General features: G+C 64.3%; 13 protein-coding genes. 6 read left to right on the top strand and 7 right to left on the bottom strand.

From position 1 onward, the window contains the following. Positions 1-38 precede the first annotated feature (38 nt). The 3 genes from purH to FS777_RS00910 all read left to right on the top strand — a co-directional run bounded on the left by purH (position 39) and on the right by FS777_RS00910 (position 5,977). A complete protein-coding gene (purH, locus tag FS777_RS00900; protein ID WP_058638216.1) occupies positions 39-1,646 on the top strand; it encodes a bifunctional phosphoribosylaminoimidazolecarboxamide formyltransferase/IMP cyclohydrolase in 1,608 nt (535 codons plus the stop codon). Between the two features lie 99 nt (positions 1,647-1,745). Then, positions 1,746-3,035, top strand: coding sequence for a phosphoribosylamine--glycine ligase (gene purD / locus FS777_RS00905; RefSeq protein ID WP_145253625.1), 1,290 nt, complete (start codon positions 1,746-1,748; stop codon positions 3,033-3,035). Between the two features lie 149 nt (positions 3,036-3,184). Then, positions 3,185-5,977 (top strand): hybrid sensor histidine kinase/response regulator, encoded by a 2,793-nt coding sequence (locus tag FS777_RS00910; protein ID WP_058638218.1) that lies wholly within the window; start codon positions 3,185-3,187, stop codon positions 5,975-5,977. On the opposite strand, the gene FS777_RS00915 is transcribed toward FS777_RS00910, so the two are convergent. The 7 genes from FS777_RS00915 to cobG all read right to left on the bottom strand — a co-directional run bounded on the left by FS777_RS00915 (position 5,974) and on the right by cobG (position 12,512). Further along, entirely contained in the window at positions 5,974-6,630 is a 657-nt protein-coding gene (locus FS777_RS00915) for a hypothetical protein (RefSeq protein WP_145253628.1), read from the bottom strand. The two genes, FS777_RS00910 and FS777_RS00915, sit on opposite strands and share 4 nt — an antisense overlap. Continuing rightward, positions 6,623-7,309 (bottom strand): hypothetical protein, encoded by a 687-nt coding sequence (locus FS777_RS00920; protein ID WP_058638220.1) that lies wholly within the window; start codon positions 7,307-7,309, stop codon positions 6,623-6,625. Before FS777_RS00920 ends, FS777_RS00915 begins: the two co-directional genes overlap by 8 nt. A gap of 55 nt (positions 7,310-7,364) precedes the next feature. Further along, positions 7,365-8,048 carry a hypothetical protein gene (locus FS777_RS00925; RefSeq protein ID WP_058638221.1) on the bottom strand — a complete coding sequence of 228 codons (684 nt, stop codon included), beginning with the start codon at positions 8,046-8,048 and terminating at the stop codon, positions 7,365-7,367. A gap of 115 nt (positions 8,049-8,163) precedes the next feature. Next, positions 8,164-9,861: a precorrin-3B C(17)-methyltransferase gene (gene cobJ, locus FS777_RS00930; RefSeq protein ID WP_145253630.1), complete on the bottom strand. Its 1,698-nt coding sequence runs from the start codon at positions 9,859-9,861 to the stop codon at positions 8,164-8,166. Beyond that, entirely contained in the window at positions 9,849-10,580 is a 732-nt protein-coding gene (locus tag FS777_RS00935; RefSeq protein WP_058603631.1) for a precorrin-2 C(20)-methyltransferase, read from the bottom strand. The genes cobJ and FS777_RS00935 overlap by 13 nt, the downstream gene beginning before the upstream one ends. Further along, a complete protein-coding gene (locus FS777_RS00940; protein WP_027915280.1) occupies positions 10,580-11,206 on the bottom strand; it encodes a precorrin-8X methylmutase in 627 nt (208 codons plus the stop codon). The genes FS777_RS00935 and FS777_RS00940 overlap by 1 nt, the downstream gene beginning before the upstream one ends. Then, entirely contained in the window at positions 11,199-12,512 is a 1,314-nt protein-coding gene (gene cobG, locus FS777_RS00945; protein WP_145253633.1) for a precorrin-3B synthase, read from the bottom strand. Before cobG ends, FS777_RS00940 begins: the two co-directional genes overlap by 8 nt. Positions 12,513-12,669: 157 nt before the next feature. On the opposite strand from cobG, the gene FS777_RS00950 reads away from it, so the two are divergent. Genes FS777_RS00950 through FS777_RS00960 form a run of 3 tightly spaced genes read left to right on the top strand, consistent with a single transcriptional unit; the run spans position 12,670 to position 15,687 of the window. Next, complete coding sequence (locus tag FS777_RS00950; RefSeq protein ID WP_058638224.1) at positions 12,670-13,881, top strand: bifunctional cobalt-precorrin-7 (C(5))-methyltransferase/cobalt-precorrin-6B (C(15))-methyltransferase; 1,212 nt, start codon at positions 12,670-12,672, stop codon at positions 13,879-13,881. After that, positions 13,874-14,968, top strand: coding sequence for a cobalt-precorrin-5B (C(1))-methyltransferase (locus tag FS777_RS00955; protein ID WP_058638225.1), 1,095 nt, complete (start codon positions 13,874-13,876; stop codon positions 14,966-14,968). The genes FS777_RS00950 and FS777_RS00955 overlap by 8 nt, the downstream gene beginning before the upstream one ends. Beyond that, positions 14,965-15,687 carry a cobalt-precorrin-6A reductase gene (locus FS777_RS00960; protein WP_078477925.1) on the top strand — a complete coding sequence of 241 codons (723 nt, stop codon included), beginning with the start codon at positions 14,965-14,967 and terminating at the stop codon, positions 15,685-15,687. Before FS777_RS00955 ends, FS777_RS00960 begins: the two co-directional genes overlap by 4 nt. Positions 15,688-15,737: the final 50 nt, after the last annotated feature.

Here is a 15,737-nt window from a genome sequence, read left to right on the forward strand (position 1 = left end):
CCTTTTTTGCTGACTCCACCGCGTTATTGGAACCCGAAATGACCGACCAGACTACCCGCCTGCCAGTCCGCCGCGCCCTGATCAGCGTCTCCGACAAGACCGGTATCCTCGAATTTGCCCGTGAGCTGCAACTGCTCGGGGTCGAGATACTGTCCACCGGCGGCACCTACAAGCTGCTCAAGGACAACGGTGTCAACGCGGTGGAAGTGGCCGACTACACCGGCTTCGCCGAAATGATGGATGGCCGGGTCAAGACCCTGCACCCGATGATCCATGGCGGCATCCTCGGTCGTCGCGGTACCGACGACGCGATCATGAACGAGCACGGGATCAAGCCCATCGACCTGGTGGCGGTCAACCTGTACCCCTTCGAAGCCACCATCTCCAAGCCTGGCTGCGACCTGCCGACCGCCATCGAGAACATCGATATCGGCGGCCCGACCATGGTCCGCTCGGCTGCCAAGAACCACAAGGACGTGGCCATCGTGGTCAACGCCAGTGACTACGCCAGCATCGTCGAGGGCCTGAAGGCCGGCGGTCTGACCTACGCCCAGCGCTTCGACCTCATGCTCAAGGCCTTCGAACACACCGCCGCCTACGACGGCATGATCGCCAACTACATGGGCACCGTGGACCAGGCCAGGGAAACCCTGAGCACCGAGGCACGCGGCGATTTTCCGCGCACCTTCAACACCCAGTTCGTCAAGGCCCAGGAAATGCGCTACGGCGAGAACCCGCACCAGCGCGCGGCGTTCTACGTGGAAGCCAAGAAAGGCGAAGCCAGCATTTCCACTGCCGTGCAGCTGCAGGGCAAAGAGCTGTCCTTCAACAACGTGGCCGACACCGACGCTGCGCTCGAGTGCGTCAAGAGCTTCGTCAAGCCGGCCTGCGTCATCGTCAAGCATGCCAACCCGTGTGGCGTGGCCGTAGTGCCTGAAGACGAAGGCGGTATCCGCAAAGCTTACGACCTGGCCTACGCCACCGACACCGAATCGGCCTTCGGCGGCATTATTGCCTTTAACCGCGAGCTGGACGGCGAAACCGCTAAAGCCATCGTCGAGCGCCAGTTCGTCGAGGTGATCATCGCACCGACGATCTCCCAGGCTGCGCGCGAGGTGGTTGCAGCCAAGCAGAACGTGCGCCTGCTCGAATGCGGCGAGTGGCCAGCGGAGCGGGCTGCCGGCTGGGACTTCAAGCGAGTCAACGGCGGGCTGCTGGTCCAGAGTCGTGACATCGGCATGATCAACGCCGATGACCTGAAGATCGTCACCCAGCGTGCACCCACCGAGCAAGAGATCCACGACCTGGTGTTCGCCTGGAAAGTGGCCAAGTTCGTCAAATCCAATGCCATCGTCTATGCCAAGCAGCGCCAGACCATCGGTGTTGGCGCGGGCCAGATGAGCCGCGTCAACTCCGCCCGTATCGCCGCCATCAAGGCCGAACATGCCGGCTTGCAGGTGCAGGGCGCCGTCATGGCCTCGGACGCATTCTTCCCGTTCCGCGATGGCATCGACAATGCGGCCAAGGTCGGCATCAGCGCGGTCATTCAGCCCGGCGGCTCGATGCGTGACGCCGAGGTAATCGCTGCCGCTGACGAAGCCGGCATCGCCATGGTGTTCACCGGCATGCGCCACTTCCGCCACTGATTCAGGGCAATCGGCCGCACCCAGGCAGGCAACTGCTGCGGTGCGACCTGGCACAGCGAGAGGCACAGCCTTTTGCTCGACAGATCTAGAGGTTTTGACATGAAAGTTTTGATCATCGGCAGCGGCGGCCGTGAGCACGCCCTGGCATGGAAAGTCGCCCAGGACCCACGCGTCGAAAAAGTCTTCGTGGCTCCAGGCAACGCTGGCACCGCCATCGAGGCCAAGTGCGAGAACGTCGCCATCGACGTTTGCGCTCTGGAGCAACTGGCTGACTTTGCCGAGAAGAACGTCGACCTGACCATCGTCGGCCCGGAAGCGCCACTGGTCATCGGTGTGGTCGACCTGTTCCGCAGCCGTGGCCTGGACTGCTTCGGCCCGACCCAGGGCGCTGCCCAACTGGAAGGTTCCAAGGCGTTCACCAAGGACTTCCTGGCCCGCCACAAGATCCCGACGGCCGACTACCAGAACTTCACCGAGATCGAACCGGCCCTGGCGTACCTGCAGGAAAAAGGCGCGCCGATCGTGATCAAGGCCGATGGCCTGGCCGCTGGCAAGGGCGTGATCGTCGCCATGACCTTGGCAGAAGCCGAAGCCGCCGTGCGAGACATGCTCGCGGGCAATGCCTTTGGTGAAGCGGGTTCGCGCGTGGTCATCGAGGAATTTCTCGATGGCGAAGAAGCCAGCTTCATCGTCATGGTCGACGGCCACAACGTGCTGCCCATGGCCACCAGCCAGGACCACAAGCGCGTCGGCAACCAGGACAGCGGCCCGAACACGGGCGGCATGGGTGCCTACTCCCCTGCCCCTGTAGTCACTGACCAGGTTCACCAGCGGGTCATGGATCAGGTGATCTGGCCGACCGTGCGCGGCATGGCTGAAGAAGGCAATGTCTACACCGGCTTCCTGTATGCAGGCCTGATGATCGACAAGGCGGGCAACCCCAAGGTCATCGAATTCAACTGCCGCTTCGGCGACCCGGAAACCCAGCCGATCATGCTGCGCCTGGAGTCGAGCCTGGTACTGCTCATCGAAGCAGCCTTTGCCAAGGCCCTGGACAAGGTCGAGGCGCAGTGGGACCCACGCCCTAGTCTGGGTGTGGTGCTGGCCGCAGGCGGCTACCCTGGTGACCACGCCAAGGGCGCAGCCATTTCAGGCCTGGAGGCGGCCGCAAAAATCGAAGGCAAGGTATTCCATGCGGGCACTGCCTTGAAGGACGGTGACGTGGTTACCGCTGGGGGGCGCGTGCTGTGCGCCACGGCCATGGGTGAGACCGTCGAATCCGCTCAGCAGCAAGCGTATCGCCTGGCCGAGCAGATCACCTGGGACGGCAGCTTCTACCGGACCGACATCGGCTACCGGGCCATTGCCCGGGAACGTGGCGAGCAATAACCGCTTTATCGCTGCACTGTCGAGGCGCCCGGACCTGTGCAGCCGGGCGCACGGCAACCGGCTCGTTGGCGTGCCCGCGGGCCTTGCCTTCAACTCCAAACGCCGCGCATAGTTAGCACCCCGCACATGGGCCAAGAAGGGATTTCGTAGTGCGCCGGCTCCGGATTGCCTCAGCGTTGATCGTCAGCTTGCTGACCCTGATCTGCATGTTCCCCGCGATGGCGGAGCATGACAGTGGCTGGGCCCTGCTGCTCGACGAACAAGGCAACCTGCAACTGAGCGACGTGCGCTCGGACCGTTATCGCAACCAGTTCAGCCCGCTGGAGCTGGCAGAACTCGATGCGGCGCCCCCCGACCAGGCCCTGTGGCTGCATTACCGCCTAGAGCCCGGTGAGCAGGAACAACTGCTGCGCGTCTTCGCGCCTGATCTTTCTGGTCTGGACCTATACGCCCTGCAAGGCGACAAGCTGATACGCCACCTGCATCACGGCCGCCAAACCGGCAGTGCCAACCCCACATTGCGCGGCAGCGACCACGTGCTGCCATTGCCTAACAGCAAGCAAAGCCTGGATATCTACCTGCGCCTGGTATCGGAACACCAGCTGCGCCCGGCCATCAGCCTTGAGCCCGCTGCGCGCGCCGCCGCCAATCAGACCCAGCCGTTGCTGTTCGGCATGCTGTTCGGTGGCCTGGTGATGCTGATCCTGCATAACCTGATTCGCTTCATCTACAGCCGCTCGAGCACTGCCCTGATCCTGGCGTTCTACCATGGCTTGATGTTGCTCAGCGGCCTGATCCTGCTGAACCTCAGCGGCCCATGGTGGCATGTGTGGTACAGCGCCCAGACGCCAGCGGCGTACCTTACGCTGGTCCTGGCAGGGCTGGCAGGGCTGTACTTCACCCAGCGCTTCTTCGCACCGCGCAACTCGCCGCGCCTTAACCGGCTGTTGAGCGGCGAGATGCTGCTGGTGGGGGTGAGCGGGATCGTGCTGCTGTTCATCGACACCTTGCCGCTCAATCTCATGACCTATGCCTTGATGGCACTGGGCAGTGTCACGATGCTGGTGGTCAGCAGCTACCATTGGTACCGCGGTTACGCACCCGCCCGTTTGTTCGGTCTGGCGATGATCATCTTCAACGTTGGCGGGCTGGTGCTGCTGCCTGCCCTGCTTGGGCTTACACGCACCCCCACGCCTTGGTTGCTGTGCATTCTGTTGGGGCTGGCAGTGGCGAGCGGGCTGCTATTGAACCTGGCTGTCAGCGACCGGCTGCGACGCATCAATGAGGAGCGCTTCAGTGTCAGCCGCGCCTTGGCAGCCAGTGACGCCGAAATCAACGCCAAGGCCGAATTTCTGGCCAAGATCAGCCACGAAATACGTACCCCCATGAACGGCGTGCTGGGCATGACCGAACTGCTGCTGGGCACGCCGTTGTCCGTCAAACAGCGCGATTACGTTCAGACCATTCACAGCGCGGGCAACGAGCTGCTCACGTTGATCAACGAGATACTCGATATCTCCAAGCTCGAATCCCGTCAGATCGAACTCGACGATGTCCAGTTCGACCTCAACGCGCTAATCGAAGACTGCTTGAACATCTTTCGGGCCAAGGCCGAGCAGCAGAACATCGAGCTGATCAGCTTCACCCAGCCCCAGGTGCCCCGTGTGGTCAGCGGCGATCCCACACGCTTGCGCCAGGCGCTGTCGAGCCTGATGGAAAACGCGCTGAAAAACACCGACCAGGGGGAAATTCTGCTTGTCGTTGCACTGGACCAGCGCGGCGAGGTGCCCCGCTTGCGCATCGCGGTACAGGACAGCGGCGACCCCTTGCCGGCAGCCGATCGCGAGGCGCTGCTGCAGGCGGAACTGCACAGCAGGCACTTCCTGTCCAGCAATCGGCTGGGCGGCCACCTGGGGCTGGTAATCGCCAAGCAGCTGATTGGCCTGATGCATGGGGAGTTTGGCATCAAGAGCAGCACCGGCACCGGCAATACCTTGTGGCTGACCTTGCCGCTGGACCCAGCCTGCCTCGAGCAACCTCCGGCCGACCTGGACGGGCCGCTGCGCGACGCGCGGGTACTGGTGGTGGACGACAACGACACGTGCCGCAAGGTACTGGTCCAACAGTGCAGCGCCTGGGGCATGAATGTCAGCGCAGTGCCTTCAGGCAAGGAAGCCTTGGCTTTGCTGCGTACCAAGGCTCACCTTCGCGATTACTTCGACGCGGTGCTCCTGGACCAGAACATGCCCGGCATGACCGGCATGCAACTGGCCGCCAAGATCAAGGAAGACCCCAGCCTCAATCACGACATCCTGGTGGTCATGCTGACCGGTATCAGCAACGCCCCCAGCAAGATCATCGCCCGTAATGCCGGGATCAAGCGGATACTGGCCAAACCGGTCGCTGGCTACACGCTCAAGACCACGCTGGCCGAAGAACTGGCTCAACGCGGCCGCGAGCAGGCGCTGCCGGCTGTTGCACCAGGCCAGCCCCAGGCCCTCGACCTGCCCCCAGATTTCAGCGTGCTGGTCGCAGAGGACAACACCATTTCGACCAAGGTCATCCGCAGCATGCTCGGCAAGCTCAGCCTGCAGCCCGATACTGCCTCCAACGGCGAAGAAGCCCTTGAAGCGATGAAAGCCAAGCGCTATGACCTGGTACTCATGGATTGCGAAATGCCGGTTCTGGATGGTTTCTCGGCAACCAGGCGCCTGCGCGAATGGGAAGCCGCCAACCAGCGCGTGCGCACGCCCGTCGTTGCACTGACCGCGCATATCCTCGCCGAGCACAAGGACCGCGCCAAGCAAGCCGGCATGGACGGCCATATGGCCAAGCCCGTCGAATTGTCCCAACTGCGAGAGTTGATCCAACACTGGTCCAGCCAACAGCCGGCCAATGCTGATCAGGGCATGGGCCCTGACGGCAGTTGGCCGCGCAACTAGAGCACCAGATCCCTGATGACACGCTCGGCCGTTCGCGCAACACTGGCCTCTGCCCTGCGCCGATAATCCTCACGGAACCCTTGCAGATTGAAATGGATCACTTCCAGTCGCAGGTCTCTCACACTGATCCCGTTGCTTGCGCCCATGAACAGGAAATCGCTGGTGCTTGTCTTCATCGAGATATCCATGTGCAGCAGCACCATGTCGATAAAACCATTCGACTGCTGAGCACAGGGCAACAACTGCACGCGCGCCTGAGTGCCCACGGTCGAATGTGCGCTGAACAGTCTCAGCGCCTTGTCATCTCGACGTAGGGCCTCTAGCGCCTGGTTGGCCGCTTCGGCCAGGCGTGGAGAGCTCGCCTGGCTGATGTGCTCGACTGCCTGCGCAGCAAGGCTGCCTCGGTCAGGCCCGGGCCGCCGCCCTACTGGCGCCAGCTTGCCATCGAAGCCAAGGGCAGCGAGGTTGCGCCAGTAATTCCTGAACCAGTCAGGTTCGAGACCGTCTTTCGAATCCCCCCATGCCACCTGCTGCGCAAAGGCGTTGGCCAACAGTATGTCTGAACGTGCTTGCGGGCATACGCCTGGCAGAAAGACCAGCACGCTGCTGTGGACCAGCTGGCCGGCGATAGATGATGCGTCGGTGTTAGTCATGGTTGGGCTCCTGCACGCTGATTTCGCTGCGGTGATGGGCCAGCTTGCCCTGAAGTTTTTTTGCCAGCCCCGGACCGATGAGGTTCATACGCCTGGAATCGATCAAGTACTGCCCCTGGAACTGCCAGCACGCCTGCACCGTCTGAGGGTCGAACAGTTGCCAGAGCCAGTCAGGATCAAGAGGCTCTCGACTTCCCAGGTTCAGTTGAGTGCTGATGATGGAATACTCAGGCAGCACCAGCCGAACCTCGGCATGCGCGTAGTTCAGGCCAGTGTCGCCAGGGTGTTCGCCAAGATCACAGCGCTCCCCCATCCGGTTATCACGTGTTTCACTGCTCGCGCAGGCTGCCAGAAACTGCGCGACAGCTTCGCGAAGGCGGTGAGGCGTAGCCTGGAGAAGACTGTCGCAAAGCAAATCCCAAGGCCTGAACGCCGCATCCGGCACCATGGGTATGGTTTGCGACCGCAGCGTGGCAAGCGTGCAGCCGAAACTGCTCTGCACACGTATGTATTCGTTGAGCCAGCTGTCTCCATCAGCCCCTGAGTCACCGCCATTACACGCGGCCAGGTAGGCCGCCAGCTGGATATTGAGCATGTCGTGCCTGCAAGACTCGCTGATGGTCTTGTCGACGAGCACCAGACTGTTGCCATTGCGCCACACGCTATAGTTATTTGCCATTGATGCACCCTCCAGGCTCACCGAAGCCAAGGCCCCGGTGAGTCAGACCGACAGGTTAGATTTCGAGGGCCAGCAACACTTCCAGGGCGTTGTCGTCGAGCTTGGTTTCAACCACGGCGCGTACTTTCTCGTACTGGCGCTGATCGAGATTCAGTACGGCACCGCAGGCGTAGTTGGTGGTGCCGCTGCTCTCCCATTTGGCCAACAGGTAGTTGGCTTTCTTATCAGGCTTGGCATCGGTCTGGACTGCGCTCACCATCATGGCGACCTGGCCAGCACCGGTCTGCTCACACTTGTTCAGGCTCAGGCTGTTGCGGTCATCCTCCACGGATTTGCGATCCAGCAATTCGACATTCTTGGTGCTGGCAGCCAGTGCGGAAATGACGGTCTTGCCCAACCCTTCCAGCGCCGATGCCACGTCGCCGGTAAAGGCGCCACAGGCAGCCTGCAGCCCCTTGCCAACCAGGTTGCTGATTTCCAGGTGCCTGTCGCTCTGGGTAATACGCTGCACATCAACGCGCGTGGGTGTCCAACCCATCTTCGACATCAGGAACACGTACTGGTTGAACCAGGCTTGGGTTTCCTGGATCGGGTGGTGCTGTCTATTGGCGCCCTGGGTAGCAAGGGCGTGGCAGGCCTTGGCCGCGCTACGGTTAACCTCGCTCATGGTGTCCGGGAACACGAACAGGTTCATGTCAGGCAGGACTTGCAGTTCAAGGTTCTCTTTGTTGGTGGTCATGTCAAAGGCTCCAGTTAGGTCCGGTCGAAACCAGGTGGTTTCGGCCGTGAACCTAACTGCTCGACGCTGCTCATCCTGCCTCGAAACGCTTCCCCTCTGATCGAGCTTCCGTACTTCAGGGCTTTGCGCCATACCACCGCGGCGTGTAGACCCACTGCCCGCCGTCCGGGCGCTTGAAGGTGCACGTGGTCGATGAGCCCACCAGCACCATGGTGCGCATATCGACCATTTCTGGCACCAGTTGGGCCAAAGAGACGACGCGCAAAGTCTGCCCCGGCCTACCAATGTCACGGCCAAGGACTACAGGTGTATCAGCACCACGGTGCCGGCGCACGACGTCCAGCGCGGTCCCCAGTTGGTGAGGACGTGCTTTGGAAATCGGGTTGTAGAAGGCCAGCACCAGATCGGCCTGGGCAGCGAGGTCCAGCCGTTTTTCGATGATCGACCAGGGTTTGAGATTGTCCGACAGCGACATGACACAGAAGTCATGCCCCAGCGGCGCGCCAGCCTGTGCAGCCGTTGCCAGCGAGGCCGATACGCCAGGCAGTATCTCCAGATCGACAGCGTGCCAGTAAGGATTCGTGGACTCGTGCAAAGCCTCAAGGACCGCAGCGGCCATGGCGAATACACCTGGGTCGCCCGATGACACCACCACCACCGAACGGCCCCGCGCGGCCAGTTCGAATGCGTGGCGGGCGCGCTGCATCTCCTCACGGTTGTCGGTGCAGTGCAGCACCTGATCGTCCCGGAATGGGCCTGCCATTCGTACGTAGGTTTCGTAGCCGAGCACATCCTCGGCCCGTGCCAGCTCAGCCTTGACCGCTGGCACCATCAGCTCCGCTGCACCGGGTCCCAGACCGATGACGGCCAGCCGTCCACGGCGACGGCCAATCTGAGTCACCTCGACCGGCGCAGGTGCCACGGCGATGACCACCTCACCCTGGCACTGCAACCGCGCCTCGGGCAGTGCAGCGCCCACCATGCCAGCCACATCGTCGGGCCTTGCCGCAAAGCGCAATTCGACACCCAGCGCCTGCGCGGCGGCATGCAACCGGGTGTCCGTCATGGCCCGCTCATCGGCCAGCACGCAGGCCAGCGATGCCTGCGCAATACCGGCCTGCTGCAGCGCGTCACGAATCGTCTGCAGATCGCCGCTGGCGAGACCGACCACGACGGAGCGGGGGTGGATCAACAGCTCGTCTCGGCTGGCGGGGCGCGCCAAATGGCCCACATGGATGGTGCGCTGCGCGGCATCACTGGCAGGCAACTGAGCCTGCGCCAGCCACGGTGCTTGACCCTCGATGCGAACCGGCTCTCCAGCCAGCAGGTCGGACACGAAACGCTTGCCTTGTTCCAGATCCGCCAAGGCGTAACCCTGAGGCGGATTGAGCAGGCACGTACCAAAGCGCAACTCGCCGCTGGTGGTGATGGCCGCTGACACACCCAGCGCAGCGGCGATGTCGCGTGCCATCTGGTTGACGCCACTGAGGCCACCGAGCAGGGGCACCACGGCACTGCCGTCTTCTGCCACGGCAAGCACAGGCGGCTCGCTGCCTTTCTCGCCCAACAGGCTGGCCAGGCTGCGGATCACGATCCCCGCGGCGCACAAGGCGATGATCGGCGTACCACGCTGGTAAAGGCTGCGCAGCAGATCGCCAAAAGTGCTGTAATCCTGGTCTGCCCCCTGGACGCGCCCTTGCAGGCCGTAAATTGTGGCTTGGGCGTAGATCTGTTGAAGGCAACGGGCGGTGGTCAGACTGCCTTGCCCCAGGATGACGATGGCCGGTGCCACCTGCGTGTTCAGCCCTGCCATTTTTCCCCCGGCACGATGATCAGCGAAAAGTAAGGCGAGGACTGCGGGTCGACCTGGTCCAGCGGTACGATTTTCTGGTTGGCCATGGTGGCGCGTTCCACATACAGCGCACGCTCGTGCAGGCCCAGCTCACCGAGCACCTGCCGCACCTTGGGAAAATTGCGCCCCAGTTTCATGATGACGGCCGCATCGGCGTCGGCCAGGCGGCGCTTGAGGTCTTCGGCCGGCAAGACGCCAGAGAGCACCGAAAGGCTCTGGTTGCGATAGACCAGCGGTGCACCCAGCACCGAGGCCCCACCGAGCATGGAGCACACGCCAGGAATCACCTGCGCTTCATAGCGCTGGGCCAGGCGGTCGTGCAGGTACATGTAGGAGCCATAGAAGAACGGGTCACCCTCGCAGATCACCGCCACGTCACGCCCTGCGTCCAGGTGTTCGGCCACCTGGACGCTGGCTTCGTCGTAGAAGTCGCTGATCACCTGCTCGTAGGACAGGGGCGCGGGCAAGGCTTCGGTAGTCACCGGATAGACCAGCGGTAGTAGCGTCTGCTCGGGTTGCAGGTGCGCTTCGATGATGCCGAATGCGTTACCGCGCTTGCCCTTGGCGACAAAGTAGCCGACCACCGGCGACTCGCGCAGCAGGCGCAGGGCCTTGAGCGTGATCAGTTCAGGGTCGCCCGGCCCTACGCCAAGGCCGATCAGGCGTCCGCGCGGGGCCATCATTCCACCTCCGTGGCCAGGGCGTTCACGGCCGCGGCGGCCATGGCGCTACCGCCCAGCCGCCCCTGCATGATCACGAAGGGCACGCCACGGCTGTCGGCCGCCAGCATGGCCTTGGATTCGGCAGCGCCAACGAAGCCGACGGGGAACCCCAGGATGAGCGCTGGGCGCGGCGCACCGGCGTCGAGCATTTCCAGCAGGTAGAACAACGCCGTCGGCGCGTTGCCGATCACCACTACGCTGCCTTCCAGGTGGGGGCGCCACAGCTCCAGGGCAACGGCGGAGCGGGTATTGCCAGCGGCCTTGGCCAAGTCCGGTACGCTCGGGTCGCGCAAGGTGCAGATGACCGGGTTGTTCGCTGGCAGTCGTGCCCGGGTGATGCCTTCGGCGACCATGTGCGCATCGCACAGGATCGGCGCGCCACGCAGCAGGGCCTGACGGCCGGCCTGGCCGGCGCCCTCGGAGAATTGCAGGCCATCGATCGCATCGACCATGCCGCAGGCATGGATCACGCGTACCGCAAGCTTTTCGAGGTCTGCGGGAATCCGCTCAAGTCGGGCTTCCTCACGAATGATCCGGAAGGAATTGCGATAGATCTCCTGACCATCGCGGATGTAGTCAATCATCAAGGTGCTCCGTCGGCAGGTCGAGCATGGCGCCTGCTTCATTCAAGGTAATGTCAGTGGCGCGCAGGGCGCCGAACCCCGGCAGGCGGGGGTCACGCTGATAAAGATCGTAGTGCCCGGGCGCGCGGGCCAGCAGTGTGGCCGGGGCGGTATGGGCCAAGGCACAGGACCGGGGGCAGCCCGTAAGATGCACGCTGGCAGGCGCCCCGGGCCCCAATAATGCAGCCAGCGCTACGGCGTCGGCCTTCGTCTCGCTCAAGGCCTTGGCACAGCCGCTGGCGCCGGTGCAAGCGCTGATGCGCGCCAGGGGCTCGGCCGCGTGGCAAAGCAGCCCGACCGTCATCAGGCTGCGCTGCGCCTGGTCGATGGCGCCGGGCGCCAGGTTGGGCAGCACCAGGCTCTGCCAGGGGGTCAACCGCAGGCTGCTGTCGCCCTGTTCACGCGCGACACGCGCCGCCTCACGCAGCATGGCCGGGGTGAGCCGCCCCAGTGGCGGTGCCACGCCAAGCGCAACCCCACGCCGCTGAGCCAGTGCCCCAAGCCACGTCACTGGGCGAACCGGCCGGCGCCAACCCAGCACGGCGGGGTCTTGGCGCAACGCCACGCCAAGCCCATCGATGAAGTCGGCAGCCGTGCAGGTCTGCAGCACATGCCGCATGCGCGACTGGGTTGGGGTGGCCAGGTCCAGAAAGCGTTCGAGCATGGCGCGTACCAAGGTCAAGCCCTGGCTGAACGGCACCGCACCCAGTACGTCACTCTCCCCAAGGCTGCCGGCCAGGCCGAATGCGAGCCAGGGCTGCTGCTCAAGCTCAAGCACCGAAAGCCACAGATCGTGCGGGTGATCGAGCATGGCCAGGCGTTCACCGGCATCGAGCTGAAGGGCGAACTTGGCCGATAACGCGTGAAAGCGTGGCGTGCCCTCGAGCAGGTCGAGGATTTGCCCCCCCAGCGGCCTGACGTCCAGCACCATCGCCGGGTCAAGCCCGGCCAGTGGGCTGAGCATCAGGTTACGAACATCGTCGCCGGCTGCTTCACGCGGGCCCAGCCCAGCTGCAAGCAGCGCCGCCACCAGGCCCTGGTGATCAGGGCCGACGCCACGGATTTGCAGATTGCCCCGGTTGGTGGCCTCGATCACCCCCCCTGCGAAGCGCTCGGCAGCGCTGGCGACGGCCTCGGCCTGCTGGGCCAGCAACACCCCACCCGGCAGCTTGATCCGGCAAATACCGCCATCCAGGGCGCTGACGATACGCCACAACCCCGGACAAGCCGAGGGGCGAGGCGAACTGTAGGAAGCGTGAGGTGGCATCGCTGAGGTATCCGGCAATCCGTGAAACTGCGCTTGAGTGGAGAAGGCGCGGTATTATGCCTGCTTTGGCCGCCCGCATGAAAAGCCGGTGGTCGAGCATCTTTCGGGTAAAGGCACAATTGGGCGTGCTGCACACGCACGAACTCTAGAGGTATCAATGGCACCCTGGCTCACAGTAGTAGGCATCGGCGAAGACGGTTTCAGCGGTCTGGGCAAACAGGCTCGCCGAGCGCTGCTCAGTGGGACACGGATTTTCGGCAGCCCTCGCCAGCTGGCCCTGCTGCCACGTTGCGTGACCGGCGAACGGCTGCACTGGCCGAGCCCTTTCTCGCTAGCGCCAGTACTGGCGCTGCGCGGCTCGCCTGTGTGCGTGCTGGCCAGTGGCGACCCGATGTTCTATGGGGTGGGCGCCAGCCTGGCGCGCCAGGTGCCTGCCGACGAAATGCAGGTGCTGTCGATGCCCTCCTCGTGCGCCCTGGCTGCTGCGCGCCTGGGGTGGGCGCTGCAAGACGTGCAGGTGGTGTCGCTGGTGGCAAGGCCCCTGGCCGCACTCAACGCGCACCTGCATGGCGGCCTGCGCCTGCTGGTACTGAGCAATGATGGAGATAGCCCGGCGGCCATTGCCGCATTGTTGCGCGAACGGGGCTTCGGCCCCAGCCGCCTATGGGTCTTCGAACACCTGGGGGGCGAGGCCCAGGGCCAGTTGCACGGGCAGGCATCCACGTGGCAGCACGGGCAAACGGCTGCGCTCAACCTGGTGGCCATCGAATGCGTGGCAGCGCCCGAAGCGCCTCGCCTGCACCGCCTGGCAGGCCTGCCCGATGACGCCTACCGGCACGACGGCCAACTGACCAAGCGCGATGTGCGCGCCATCACCCTGGGCCGGCTGGCCCCCGAGCCCGGGCAGCTGCTCTGGGACGTGGGCGCGGGCTGCGGCTCGATCGGCATCGAATGGATGCGTGCACACCCGGCATGCCGCGCCGTGGCCATCGAGGCCGACGAGGGCCGTCAGGGGTTGATCGAGTACAACCGCGATGCCTTGGGCGTACCTGGCCTGCACCTGGTGCGCGGCAAGGCCCCCATGGCACTGGAAGGGTTGGAACCGCCGCATGCGGTGTTCATTGGTGGCGGGGTCACCCGTCCAGGGGTACTGGCGCATTGCTGGTCCAGCCTGCGCCCAGGCGGTCGGCTGGTGGCCAACGCCGTGACGGTGCAAAGCGAACTGGCCCTGGCCCACTTCAAGGCGCAGCACGGTGGCGAACTGACGCGCATTCATGTTGCCCATGCCCAGCCCTTGGGTGCGTTCGATACCTGGCGCCAGGCGCTGCCCATCACCTTGCTCGACGTGGTCAAGCCGGCCGATGCGTGAAGAAACCCGCGAACAGGCCGCCCCGCTGCGCAGTGGCCTGACCACTGGCAGTTGCGCCACCGCGACCAGCCTGGCGGCAGCGCGTCTGCTGCTCACCGGTGCAGACAGCGACGCAGTGAGCATCACCCTGCCCAAGGGCAAGGTGGTGCAGATGCGCCTGGAGTTCTGCCGCCTGGTCGACGATTACGCCGAAGCAGGCACGCTCAAGGACGCTGGCGACGACCCGGACGTGACCCATGGAGCACTGCTGTACAGCCAGGTGCGCCTGCGTGCCCAGGCCGGTGTGCACTTCGTCGCAGGCACAGGCGTGGGCACTGTGACCCGGCCTGGGCTGGTACTGGCCGTGGGCGAGCCGGCCATCAACCCGGTGCCACGGCGTATGATCACGGACCACCTGCAGGGCCTGGCCGTCGAATGCGGCTACACCGGCGGGTTCGAGGTCACCCTCAACGTGCGGGACGGTGAAGCCTTGGCGCTCAAGACTATGAACCCACGCCTGGGCATCCTCGGCGGCCTGTCGATCCTGGGCACCAGCGGTATTGTGCGCCCCTTCTCCTGCGCAGCCTACATTGCCTCCATTCATCAAGGTATCGACGTGGCGCACACCAACGGCTACACCCACATTGCCGCGTGCACCGGCAACGCCAGCGAGGACACCATGCGCCGTGTCTACGGGCTGCCGGAAATCGCCCTGATCGAGATGGGCGACTTCGTTGGGGCGGTGCTCAAGCACCTGCGCAAGGTGCCGGTTTCACGCCTGACCCTGTGCGGGGGCTTCGGCAAGATCAGCAAGCTGGCCGCCGGGCACATGGACCTGCACAGCCGTCATTCGAGCATCGACCTGCCGCAATTGGCGGGCTGGGCCGCAGCAGGCGGGGCCGATCCGGCGCTTCAGGCTGCCATCGTGGCCGCCAACACCAGCCAGCAGGCCCTGGCGTTGGCCCACAGCGCCGGTGTCCAATTGGGCGATGCCGTGTGCCAGCATGCCCTGGCCTTCGCCCGCAGCGTCGTGCCTGCCCAAGTGAACGTCGAGGTGGTCGCCATCGACCGCCAGGGCGGCATCGTCGGTCGAGCGGGCCAGCCATGAAGGCGCGCATTCTGCTGCTCGGCGGCATTACCGAGGCGCTGGCCATCGCACGCCTGCTGGGCCCGGACCACATCTACAGCCTGGCCGGCGTCGGCCGGGTGCCCGACGACCTGCAGTGCCAGGTACGCGTGGGCGGCTTCGGGGGGGCCGCTGGGCTGGCCCAGTACCTTTATGAAAACGGCATCACGCTGCTGGTCGATGCCACCCACCCCTACGCCGCCCGTATCAGCGCCAACGCGGCCAGCGCCGCGCAGCGTGTCGGGATCCCTTGCTGGGCCCTGCACCGTCCGGCCTGGCAGGCACAGGCGGGGGATGACTGGCGCGAAGTCGAAGACTGGCCGGCGCTGATGCAGGGCATTGGGCCCTATGCCCGACCGCTGTTCACCCTGGGCCGGGAACCCCTGCAGCACCTGGACGCCATCCCGGATGGCCAGTTCTGGACATTGCGCGCCCTGCAGGCCTGTCCTGGCAATGCGCGCTGCGAGGTGATCGGTGCTCGCGGGCCTTTCGACCTGGACCAGGAGCGTGCGCTGTTCACCGACCGGCGCATCGACGTTCTGGTCAGCAAGAACAGCGGCAGCGTCGCCACCGAACCCAAGCTGGAAGTAGCGCGTGAGCTAGGCCTGCCGGTGTTCATTCTCAAGCGACCGACATTGCCGATTGCCGATCGGACGTTCCATGCCCTGCCGGAACTGGTGGCGGCTTTGTTCGCTATGTGACGAAAGCCCCCTTGCATAGCGCCTAGGGGGGGTTGAGCTCCTACACCCCT

It is taken from the genome of Pseudomonas sp. DE0157, assembly GCF_007678615.1.
GTDB classification, from domain to species: domain Bacteria; phylum Pseudomonadota; class Gammaproteobacteria; order Pseudomonadales; family Pseudomonadaceae; genus Aquipseudomonas; species Aquipseudomonas parafulva_B.